This window comes from Cytobacillus sp. FSL R5-0377, assembly GCF_038004385.1.
Classification (GTDB): domain Bacteria; phylum Bacillota; class Bacilli; order Bacillales; family Cytobacillaceae; genus Cytobacillus.
The window spans coordinates 467,422-479,138 of record NZ_JBBORA010000001.1 but is presented as its reverse complement, the minus strand read 5'-3'; the positions used below and the strand labels follow the sequence as shown (position 1 = coordinate 479,138).

Annotated in this window: 11 protein-coding genes; 9 read left to right on the top strand and 2 right to left on the bottom strand. The window is 39.1% G+C overall.

Translation table 11 applies throughout. The annotated features are described in order from the left end of the window. The first annotated feature begins 41 nt into the window (after positions 1-41). The 7 genes from NSQ49_RS02410 (at position 42) to NSQ49_RS02380 (ending at position 6,880) form a co-directional block, all read left to right on the top strand. Positions 42-917, top strand: coding sequence for a carbohydrate ABC transporter permease (locus NSQ49_RS02410; protein WP_251282905.1), 876 nt, complete (start codon positions 42-44; stop codon positions 915-917). A gap of 17 nt (positions 918-934) precedes the next feature. Further along, entirely contained in the window at positions 935-1,834 is a 900-nt protein-coding gene (locus NSQ49_RS02405; protein ID WP_159869263.1) for a carbohydrate ABC transporter permease, read from the top strand. Between the two features lie 31 nt (positions 1,835-1,865). Continuing rightward, complete coding sequence (locus tag NSQ49_RS02400; RefSeq protein ID WP_251282906.1) at positions 1,866-2,516, top strand: YesL family protein; 651 nt, start codon at positions 1,866-1,868, stop codon at positions 2,514-2,516. A 42-nt stretch (positions 2,517-2,558) separates the two neighbouring features. Beyond that, positions 2,559-4,169 carry a glycoside hydrolase family 43 protein gene (locus tag NSQ49_RS02395; RefSeq protein WP_251282907.1) on the top strand — a complete coding sequence of 537 codons (1,611 nt, stop codon included), beginning with the start codon at positions 2,559-2,561 and terminating at the stop codon, positions 4,167-4,169. A gap of 267 nt (positions 4,170-4,436) precedes the next feature. Next, positions 4,437-5,198 (top strand): hydroxypyruvate isomerase family protein, encoded by a 762-nt coding sequence (locus NSQ49_RS02390; protein ID WP_251282908.1) that lies wholly within the window; start codon positions 4,437-4,439, stop codon positions 5,196-5,198. Beyond that, positions 5,195-6,088, top strand: a complete 894-nt coding sequence (locus NSQ49_RS02385; RefSeq protein WP_251282909.1) for an NAD(P)-dependent oxidoreductase — start codon at positions 5,195-5,197, stop codon at positions 6,086-6,088. Before NSQ49_RS02390 ends, NSQ49_RS02385 begins: the two co-directional genes overlap by 4 nt. Before the next feature lie 117 nt (positions 6,089-6,205). Next, positions 6,206-6,880 carry a lysozyme family protein gene (locus tag NSQ49_RS02380; protein ID WP_251282910.1) on the top strand — a complete coding sequence of 225 codons (675 nt, stop codon included), beginning with the start codon at positions 6,206-6,208 and terminating at the stop codon, positions 6,878-6,880. A 148-nt stretch (positions 6,881-7,028) separates the two neighbouring features. Here NSQ49_RS02380 and NSQ49_RS02375 read toward each other — a convergent pair whose 3' ends face one another. Then, positions 7,029-8,387, bottom strand: a complete 1,359-nt coding sequence (locus NSQ49_RS02375) for an IS1182 family transposase (protein ID WP_159871981.1) — start codon at positions 8,385-8,387, stop codon at positions 7,029-7,031. Between the two features lie 287 nt (positions 8,388-8,674). On the opposite strand from NSQ49_RS02375, the gene NSQ49_RS02370 reads away from it, so the two are divergent. Together NSQ49_RS02370 and NSQ49_RS02365 are read left to right on the top strand one after the other, a co-directional pair. Then, positions 8,675-9,892, top strand: a complete 1,218-nt coding sequence (locus NSQ49_RS02370; protein ID WP_159871966.1) for an IS110 family transposase — start codon at positions 8,675-8,677, stop codon at positions 9,890-9,892. 362 nt (positions 9,893-10,254) lie between these two features. Further along, positions 10,255-10,869: a Crp/Fnr family transcriptional regulator gene (locus NSQ49_RS02365; RefSeq protein ID WP_251283723.1), complete on the top strand. Its 615-nt coding sequence runs from the start codon at positions 10,255-10,257 to the stop codon at positions 10,867-10,869. Here the strand turns inward: NSQ49_RS02365 and NSQ49_RS02360 are convergent. Further along, positions 10,866-11,498, bottom strand: a complete 633-nt coding sequence (locus NSQ49_RS02360; protein WP_251283724.1) for a Crp/Fnr family transcriptional regulator — start codon at positions 11,496-11,498, stop codon at positions 10,866-10,868. The two genes, NSQ49_RS02365 and NSQ49_RS02360, sit on opposite strands and share 4 nt — an antisense overlap. Positions 11,499-11,717 lie beyond the last annotated feature (219 nt).

Below are 11,717 nucleotides of genomic sequence, written 5' to 3'. Positions count from 1 at the left end.
GTATATCCTTTCTCATTCTAACAGGAAGGAGCTGAAGCATAATGAATAACGTGCTTTCCAATAAAAAAATAATAGCATTGTATATCGCACCTGCCCTTTTCCTGATTCTCACATTGATCTATGTCCCCATTCTGCAAACTGGATACTACGGTTTGATGAAATGGAATGGCATCGGTGAAATGAGTTTCATTGGTTTAAAGAATTACACAGTATTGATGAAAGACCCGCTTTTTTGGAAAAGTGCACTGCACTCCTTTTTGCTGGCCCTATTTTCGGCAATGAGTTTAATTGGTTACTTATTCATATCCATTATACTTGCAGGGAAAATCAGAGGAGCGGATTTATTGAGAAAAATTTATCTAATCCCAATGCTGCTGGCGTCTGTTGCCATTGCACAGCTATGGATGAAGATTTACCATCCATCAAACGGCATGCTGAATACCGTTTTAATGGCTATAGGTATTGAAGATCCTCCAGCATGGCTAGCGGATGCGAATCTTGCACTCTATGCCATTATTATTCCGATAATCTGGCAGTACGCTGGTTTTTATATTCTTATCTATTATGCTGCATTAAAGAATATTCCGGAGTCCATTGTAGAAGCGGCGAGAATTGATGGAGCATCTTCCTGGCAGGTTGCACTTAAGATCAAAATACCTTTAATTATGAATGTCATCAAAGTAACCATTGTTCTTGCAGTTGTAGGATCTTTGAAATATTTTGACCTGATTTACGTCATGACTGGCGGGGGACCAAATGGAGCAAGTGAAGTAATGGCATCTTATATGTACCAAAAAGCATTTAAGGGGTTTGACTTTGGTTACGCTAGTGCCATCGGGTTTTTCCTGCTGGTGATATGTCTTGCTGTCACCTATATAATCCGCAGACTGACAGCTGCCAATAAAGATATCTACTAATGGAAGGGGGAAAAATGATGGAAACAGTTAAAGCTGATGGCACACCAGGCATAAGAGTATTACCGAACCAAAAGCCTGTCTCAAAGTCTATTCTTAACCGTGCAGCTTACATCACAATGTATATATTACTCATTATTGTCGCGGTATTTCAAATTTTCCCGATTATTTGGCTCTTTCTTTTTTCGCTGAAAAACAATCAGGAAGTTTTCAATACGTCGCCCTTTTCTTTACCTCAAAGTCCTAAATGGGAAAATTACGCAAAGGTTTGGACTGAAGGCAACATCAGTTTATATTTTATCAACAGTGTAACATACACCATTGCAGCAGTTTTGCTGACTGTCATCTTAGCCAGCATGGTTACCTTTGCTATTACAAGAATGCAATGGAGAGGAAGCAGGCTTGTTCTTGGACTGTTCATGGTCGGATTAATGATACCAGTTCATTCCACACTGATCCCTTTATTCAGTACCTTTACAAAGATAAATTTGATTGATAATCCGCTATCCATCATATTAACTTATACTGCCTTTAACCTTCCGATTACCATTATGATTCTGCTCGGTTTCTATGAAGCACTGCCAAGGGAGGTTGAAGAAGCTGCGGTCATGGATGGTGCATCCATTCATCATATTTTCTTTAAAATAACACTGCCAATGACAATGCCGGTTATGGCGACGGCTGCGATTATTAATATGATTTACAACTGGAATGAATTTGTATTTGTGAATACATTTATCAGTTCGGATAACTTTAAGACACTCACGGTTGGAATCCAGAATTTCATTGGCCAGTATACTACGGATTGGGGAGCAATCGGTGCAACACTGGTCATCAGCATCCTGCCAATATTAATTGCCTTTCTCATATTAAGCAATCGTATCGTAGAGGGGATAGCATCTGGCTCGGTTAAAGGCTAAGGACTAATGCGGCAATGAGGAGGTGAATTTCGTGCAAATAACGCTGAGTAAGCTATTTTCAATTTGTGAATGGATTATGAAGCTTGCTTATGTTAACTTGCTCTGGCTTTTATTTACCGTGGCTGGATTAGCCGTTTTTGGCTTCATGCCCGCAACTGTTTCGCTCTTCACCATTGTCCGCAAGTGGCAGATGAAACAGGCAGAAGTCACAGTATGGAATACTTTCATATCAATCTATAAAAAAGAATTCATTAAATCCAATCTGCTTGGTTTCAACCTGATCATATGGGCGGGAATCATTCTCTTGGACTGGCATTTTGTAAATGGCTTAGATGGGAGCATGCAGATGGTATTTTTCGTACCGCTGCTGATTATATCTGTTCTTTATTTCTGTACTCTAATGCATATTTTTCCGGTATATGTACATTACGATTTGAGAGTAACCGAATATATTAAAAATTCATGTTTACTTGGAATCCTGCACCTGCATATTACCTTAATTTTAACGGTCTCCGCTGGATCGATTATCTTTGTACTGCTGTACAGTCCTGCGTTTATTCCATTCTTTAGCGCAGTATCTATTTCATGGATATTGATGTATGGCGGAATGTACAATTTTAGAAAAATCGAAGAGAGGTATATTCACCGGAATCCTGAACCAATCTCTGACATTCGGGCTTAAGATGCCCATAAAAGTGACAACTAAAAAGAAAGGTGTGGTTTTATGGCACTCATTCGCAATCCAATTTTAACAGGATTTAATCCTGATCCGAGTATTTGCCGGGTGGGAGAAGATTATTATATTGCTGTTTCCACTTTTGAGTGGTTTCCCGGTGTTGGAATCTATCATTCTAAGGATCTGAAGAATTGGCGTCTTGCTGCAAGGCCGCTAAACCGTTTAAGCCAGCTGAATATGACAGGAAATCCGGATTCAGGGGGAGTTTGGGCACCTGCTTTATCCTATCATGATGGCCAGTTCTGGCTAATTTACACGGATGTAAAAGTCGTGGATGGTCAGTGGAAGGATTGCCATAATTATCTTTCAGTATGTGAAGCCGTTGAAGGGGAATGGTCTGATCCTGTGTATCTAAACAGCTCAGGATTTGACCCCTCAATGTTCCATGATGAGGATGGAAAAAAATATCTGGTCAATATGGTGTGGGACCACCGCGCTGGCCATCACAATTTTTACGGAATCGTTTTGCAGGAATATGACGCGGAAAGGCAAAAGCTGATAGGGAAACCTGAGATTATCTTTAAGGGGACAGAAATCAAATTGACAGAAGCCCCCCATTTGTATAAAGTCAATGGCTATTACTTTTTGCTGACTGCTGAAGGCGGAACTAAATATGACCATCAGGCTACCATTGCGAGATCAAGGAATATTAGGGGGCCTTATGAAGTGCACCCTGAAAACCCGGTCATTTCGTCTTTCGGAGCACCGAGAAATCCACTCCAAAAGGCCGGACACGCCTCAATGGTAAAAACTCATACAGGTGAATGGTTTCTTGTCCACCTTACAGGACGCCCTTTGCCAAGAGAAGGACATCCCTTGCTGGACCCGCGCGGATACTGTCCGCTAGGAAGGGAGACAGCCATCCAAAGGCTTGAATGGAAGAATGACTGGCCATATGTGGTTGGAGGGAATGAGCCTTCACTTGAAGTTGAAGGGCCAAATATTAAGGAAGTAAAGTGGGAAAGAGATTGGCAGGAGAAAGATGATTTTGATAGTAAGACCTTAAACCTGAATTTCCAGAATTTAAGAATACCGCTTGGGGAACTCATAGTTTCATTAACGGATAACCCGGGCCATCTCCGCTTATATGGGAAGGAAAGCTTAACATCCAAATTTACACAGGCTTTCATTGCAAGAAGATGGCAGCACTTTACGTTCACAGCAGAAACAAAAATGGCATTCCAGCCCGAAACCTTCCAGCAATCTGCGGGTCTTGTCAATTATTATAATACTAAAAACTGGACGTCCTGCCAGGTCAGCTGGAATGAAGAGAAAGGCCGAATCCTTGAATTGGTTTCTTGTGATAATTTTATTTTCTCCCAGCCCTTAAAAGGGAAAGAGATTGAAATCCCGGCAGAAGTTAAATATGTTTACCTCCGTGTGAATGTCCGTATCCATGAATATACATTTTCTTATTCATTTGATGGTGAGAACTGGCATGAACTTGCAAGTACTTTTCAATCCTATAAATTATCGGATGATTATATAAAGGGCGGAGGTTTTTTTACAGGTGCATTCGTCGGCATGCAATGTCAGGACACGTCCGGTCAAAATCAGTTTGCGGATTTTGATTATTTTATTTATAAGGGTGAATCATAATAAGAAAATTGGGCTGCTCAGGAATTGAGCAGTTTTTTCTTTTTAGAAAAAGGATTCTATTTACTTATAACGAATTAATGGACAAAAGAATTATTGGGAGGATTTTATGCAGGAAGAAAACTTAAGCGCAGATTATGGTATTAAACCGCTGTTTCAGAAACAGACCTTCCCATTTAGGGGCTAAGTCGAGAGATCGATCAGCTAATTTAAAAGCTAATCCATACAGAAAGACCATTGGATTGACAGCAATAATTACAGGAGGCAGCCATGAATAAATTTTCTATTAATCTTTCAACCGTTTTTACAGAGTTTCCTTTTTTAGAGCGTTTCAAAAAAGCCAATGATGCCGGTTTTGTTTATGTGGAGTGTCAGTTTCCCTATACATATACAATAGAAGAAATAAAAAAAGAGCTTAATCAAAATCAGTTATTGATGGACTTAATTAATCTTCCCCCAGGTCAATGGGAGAAAGGGGATCGTGGTCTGGCAGCTGACCCTTATAGAATAGAAGAGTTTAGAAAATCAGTTGAGTTGGGGATCGTTTATGCAAATAGCCTAGGAGTCAAAAAGATACATTGTATGGCGGGAAACAGCCCAGATAATAGTCTGGAAGTATTTATCGAAAACCTCCTTTACGCGGGTACTGCAATGTCTAAGCATGGGATTACCTTATTAATAGAGCCTATCAATCCATCAGACATGCCTGACTATTTCTTAAGTGATATTCAGAAGGCCGCAGACATTATTCATCAAGTCGGATTACCGAATGTTAAGCTGCAATTTGATTTTTACCATATTGAAAGAATACATGGCCAATCTCTTTCCTTTTTCCAAGAATATGCTGAACTTATTTCTCATGTGCAATTTGCGGATTGCCCAGGCAGACATGAGCCGGGGACGGGAGAAATGAACTATAATGAGATCTTCCAATATTTGCAGAAAAATTATAAAGGCAGAGTTGGGCTGGAGTATTTTCCGCAATGCGGGAGCGCTGAAAGCTTTGCTTGGCTGAAGGAGGTGGCTTCATGAAGATTGGGTTTATAGGAACAGGCGTAATGGGCTCCAGAATGGCCAGTCGGCTATTAGGCCATGGCTATCAATTGGCAGTACATAACCGGACATTTAATAAAGTACTGCCGCTTATAGAAAACGGTGGGATATATGCGGAAACAATCAGTGAACTTTCCAGTCAATGTGATATTGTCTGTACATGTCTTTCAATGCCTCAGGATGTTATGAACGTATATCTGGGCAATGAAGGTATTATAGAGAATGCGAGACCAGCTACGATTTGCATTGACTTTACTTCAGTAGGAGCCAACACTAGTAATACTATTTTTGAAATGGCGGATGGTAGGGGAATCAGCTATCTTGATTGTCCTGTCAGCGGCGGTCCCGAAGGAGCTGAAAGCGGGACTTTAACGATTATGGCTGGCGGTGAGAAAACGGCCTTTCAAAAAGTAAAGCAGGTACTCGATGTGCTCGGTGATACCATTGAATTTCTGGGACCTTCAGGGTCAGGCAGCATTGCTAAGCTGATAAATCAGTATCTCGTTGCAGTTCACTCCCTTGCTGCATCAGAGGCAATGGTCACCGGAGCTGCTTTCGGACTGGAGTCCGAACAGCTCTTGAAAGTACTAAAGGCAAGCTATGGCGACAGCAGAATTCTTCGCAGGCATATGGAACAATACGTATTCGGACGTCTTTTCACACCAGGTGGGGCAGTGAAATATGTCCACAAGGATGTCCGGCTCGCCAATCAGCTGATGCAGGAAGCGGGTCTTAGTCAGTATACAGGGCAGATGGCTGAAAAAGCATTTCAAACAGCAGGAGAGAATGGACTCTGGGATCAGGATATGGCAGCAGTCATAAAGCCGCTGGAGGAAGAGGCTGAAATTATAGTGGAAAGCAAGCAATAATAGAGATGCCAATAAAGTTCTTCCAGCTTCTCTAAAGGAGCAAATCCTATTAAAATATCAGTATTTTCTGCTATAATAAAAATCTGAAATTATAATAGAGAAACCGGGAGAGCAGCAATGAAACGCAAAAAAAGCAAAAAGCGAACAAAACGAAATTCAAATATTGCCTTACTGTTATTTTTTATGGTTTTGATATTCGTTTTATTTGACCAATTCAAACAGCTAAATATTAAAGAAACTGCAGTTTCTTTACTGCCGAATACTATATCCAGAGACGTCCAGAATTATACACCTTTACTTGAAAAGGAATTGAAAGAAGTCAATCTCGAAGAATACACACTTGTCCTGGCAGCGATCATGCAGCAGGAGAGCAAAGGGAAGGGCGGGGACCCGATGCAGGCATCCGAGTCTGCAGGACTCCTGCCTAATTCCATTCAGGACCCGGAACAGAGTATTAAGCAGGGTGTTAAACATTTTCAGAAAGCATTAAATTATGGAAATCAAAAAAATGTAGACTTTCCTGCTGTTATCCAAGCTTACAATATGGGAATAGGTTATATTGACTTTGTTGCTAAACAGGGCGGAAAGCACAGTGAAGAAATCGCAAAGGAATTTTCCCTTAAACAGGCTGAAAAGAATCCGGAAGTGTATGACTGCGGAGGCGACAAGAATAATTTCCGGTACCCATATTGTTATGGTGATTTTACTTACACTACTAAGGTGACAAAGAATATAGAAAGTTTAACTGCAAGCAATAATATAGATATACCGATTCAAATTCAGGATATTTAGTTTTGCTGATGCCTAAACCTCTTTTTTTAAAAGAGGTTCAGTTTGTAGACAAAAGGGGTTCGGAATAGCCTTATTCCGGACCCTTTTTACTTTTTTATTGGACTTGAAAGCATTTTTTCATGACTGTAAACCTCTCCGAGGTCATCTTCTAGGCTATTACTGGGCCTTGCCAAGTCCAGTTGGCCATTTTCTTTAAATTCATGGCAGCGAAAGTAAGCATCGCCTGCATTGACAATTTTTTAAGTCCCCTTAAAGTTGTCCAACGCATGCCATGCTTTTCTTTTGCATCTGCGAAAACACGTTCAATTGTTTCTTTTCGCTTCTCATAGATTTTTTTGACGTTTTGATGGTGGCGAAGGTGGTCTGCCTCTTCCAAATGTTCCTCCCACACATGACGTTGAATGAGCTTTTGGTGCGCTTGACTCTGTGTGCATTGAGACAAGAACGGGCATCCAGCACAAATTCGCGGATCTGATTTATATTGACGATAACCTTCCTTTGTAGTCGTTTTATACTTTAATATCTCACCAGCTGGGCAAATGTAACAGTCAAAATGCTCATCATAAACATACTCATGTTTTCTGAAGAAACCCTCTTTTGTGCGAGGTCGTGTGTAAGGTAAAGCAGGTGTGATGTCGTTTTTCAATAAGTAGCTCGTGATAGCAGGTGTTTTATAGGCTGCGTCGGCCGCAACAGCTTCTGGTTTACTAACTTTCTCAATGACTTGTTCTACCAATGGCTCTAAAATATGACTATCATGCGTGTTACCAGGGGTTACAGTTGTGCCTAGTACAAAGCCGTTGCGATCTGCGGCAGCGTGAAAAGAATAGGCGAACTGTTTTGTACGCTCATCTTTTACATAGTATCCACTCTCTGGGTCAGTTGTACTTTCCTTAGTTTCTTTGAATTCTTCCTTATCAAACTTATCTGGCGGAAAAGGCTTTTTTCCATGATCTTCACGATCTCGATTAATTTCTTCTTGAAGGCGTTGTTGATAGGCACGGGTTTCTTTTCGAACAACTTTCTTTTCAAATTTCCGTTTATTCGCACTCGCTTTTACATGAGTAGAATCTACAAAAACATGTTCTGCACTTATTAAATTCTTTTCAGCTGCAGCTTTTAAAATTCGATAGAATATCTGTTCAAAGAGATCGGTATTTTTAAATCGGCGCTCATAGTTTTTTCCGAAAGTTGAGAAGTGAGGAACTTTATCGTGGAAGCCGTATCCTAAAAACCACCGATAGGCCATATTTGTTTTCAATTCCTCAATTGTTTGACGCATGGAGCGAATACCGAAGGTATATTGAATGAATGTGAGTTTGATTAAGATAACAGGGTCAATACTTGGGCGTCCTACTTCTGAATACATATCTTTCACCAAATCATAGACAAAGGAAAAATCAATCGCCGCTTCAATTTTGCGAACCAAATGGTCCGCTGGGACAAGTTCATCTAATGCAATCATTTCGATTTGATCCCGTTGAATTGGATTATGTTTAGAAAGCATCTTAATCACCTCAAGTATCGTATTACTTCTATTTTAAAACAAAAAACATACTAAGATTAGTAGTGCTGACCAAGGCATTGGTTGGCACTACTATTTTTTTATATAGTAGAAGTGAAGAATAGGTCGTTGCAGTCTTAGGATCTTAGAATCCGTACAAAAAACTGACCTTCTTCACTTACCTTATTCGAATCAGGTTTAAGTATGTTGGATCCTTGAGATCGTGTATAAGAAATGGGAGTCGATAAGAGTAAGTGAGGGAACTTCAAAACTTTTTTGGGGGAAATAACGTGAAACATGTCATCGCATTTGATGTAAGTATGGGCAAAAGCTACATGGTAATTTACAACACACTAAAAAAGTGTATTTATGAAGGAGAAATCAAGCATTCACGGCCTGAATTTGAAAACTTAAAGAAGAGGATCGACAGATTAACAGAAGGTTATGGTGAACAGCCACATATTGTATTTGAATCAACTGGGGTCTATTCCAGGCAATTGGAGCGGTTTATGAATGTAAATGGTTTTTCCTATTGTTCCTTGAATCCCCTGGAAGCTAAGCTCCAGTGCGACTCCTTGAGGATCCACAAAACGGATAAGAGTGATGCCCACCAACTTGCCCTTACCCACTTTTCAACGCAAAGGACTAATCGAAATGGCACAGAAGATCTTTTTCTCCAATTGAAGTCGCTATCCCGATTTTACAGTGAACTTGATGACGAGTTATCCGTAACACGCAACCGCATGCATAAAGTTATTCAGCTAACCTTTCCGGAACTGGAAAAAATCTTTACAACCAAATCAGAGCTATTCCTCAATATTGTTCAATTGTACCCACATCCAGACTTGGTGCTCCAACATTCAAAAACGGTTATAAAGAACAAAATCCGGACAAACACTGATAAGAATATTTCTACCGCAAGGGCTGAAAAAAAAGCTACTCAATTGCTTGAAGCAGCGCATTTATCATTTCCTGCCGTTTCGTCAACCGATGTCCTGTGTAGCCAGCTGATATCTTACGCTAGGCGTTACCAGGAACTCCTATCCATGAAAGAAAGGTGTATCGAGGACATGGCGCAACTAGCAGAAAGCCGGGCTGAATACCATATTCTCCTCAGTTTCCCGGGGATTGGCTCAAACACCGCAGTACGTCTAATGGCAGAAATAGGGGATATTAGACGTTTTGAAAACAATAAGCAGCTAAACGCATACGCTGGTATTGATATTCGCCGTTACCAATCAGGTAAAACCTTTTACAAGGACAAGATTAATAAACGTGGCAATAAGCATTTACGTAAGCTCCTTTTTATCATTATCCAGAACATGATTAAACTACGCCGTTTCAGTCAAAACCATATTGTTGATTATTACGATAAATTAAAAACGCAACCCTATAACAAGTGCCATAAGGTTGCATCCATTGCCTGTGTGAATAAGCTTTTGAAGATTATCTTCCACCTTATTACACACAATATGAACTATGACTTCCGGTTAGCCACCCAATCATAGTTTAGTACATAATACCACAAAGGCAGGTCTAGTTAAAAAACGCGAAATCACTAGGCCTATTAGGTATACCTATAAATCTGGCCCCTCTTCAAACACAACGTTGAAGGGGATTCATTTATACAGAAAATAAATTAACGGTTTAAAGGTGCTTGACTAATCGTAAGAAAGACTGCAGACAAGCTCAATTTTCATTGAGTTTGTCGACAGTCTGAACCTCTTTTTTTAAAAGAGGTTTTTATTTTATTCTTGTACCACTGTTTTGAAATAATGACAAATGTTATATTTAGATTAATAGAATAGCAGCAAAAACACAGGACACCTGATTAATTGAGTTATCGAAAAATCATAAAGAAGGTGAGCACGTGGAGAAGCTTCGCAATAAGTGGGAGCCCTATTTGCATTATGGTCAATTATTTGACGCAGAAAAAAATAAGGTGATTTATCGTCAGGGTGAAAAAGGTAAAGGATTTTATTATTTACGTAAAGGTGAAATTAAGATTACCCTCCTTTCTGATAATGGAGATGAGCGTATTATCAATATGGTACCCTCAGGCATGCTATTCGGTGAACATGGAATTCAAGGCGAACAATATCTTACCAGTGCAACAACAGTACTTCCCTCCGAAATTTATTTCTTCTCTGACGATGCATACGCTGCTGTTTGTAAAGATTATTCAAGTGCGGCTGAAATTTATACCGATTCTCTTATTTATAAGTTTAGGACTCTAGCAGATATTATTTCCTTAATGGATAGTCCTGTTGAACATCAAATGGCCTACTATCTTATCAAGTTGGCCGAAGAAAATGGGAAGGTATCCATGAACCAGACTGCATTTTCCAAATATATTGGGGTATCAAGGATTACTGTTTCTAAAGTGATCCAAAAATGGAAAAAAGCAAATTACATAACATTGATAAACAGAAAAATCCTTATTAAGGATATGAATAAATTAAAGTCTATGCTAAATAATTATTAAAATGTCTCCTTGACTAGATTTCTTAGGAAATCTGGTTTTTTTATGTAGTAAATTTTATTATCTGAGTCAATAACCTCATTCATTTTCCAATCTTTTAAAACCTTATACACTGTTATTCTAGTTAAGCCGGTGCAACTTGACAGATCCTGCTGAGAAAGGGGAATTTCATAATTTTTGAATTCATCACAAACATTCTGAAGAAGAAGTGCTAGCCTTTGTTCGGATGTAAGCGCATTCATATTAATCCGATCCAAAAGAATCTTCATTTTGTGAATCACACTTTTTGAAAAAAGCTGGTTTAACTCAGGGTCCTGCAACATAAATTCTCTAAATTCCTCAGATGGAAAATGGTAGACAACTGAATCCTTTACTGCCACTGCCGTTGTAAAATGTTTTTTTTGGTCCAATGATTGAACTCCTAATAGCTGATTCGGAATAACGATATTTAATACTCTCTCTTTTTTAGTGGCTGTTATAGTAACAATTTTGACAAGACCTTTATGAAGAAAGTAAAAACCATCTCCATTTGTGCCCTGCGTATAAATATGTTCTTTCCTTCGGATAAACATCCTTTTACCAAGCTTTAAGTAATTTTCCCATTGAAAAACATGTTCATAGACAGTAACCAAGTTATTGCCTCCTTATGAAAATGTGTCGTAATAATTCTTAGAGAAAATCTTCTCTATGAAATTACTATTATCATAGGAGAAATTGTAGAAAAAAACTATAGGATATTTGATTATTTAAATTTTTTAGAAAATTTAAATTAAATTTATGTTAAATAGACTACAGTTGCTAAAAAAAATTAATATTACAATTCAAACTGAAAATAACAAAAAGTTGGAGGT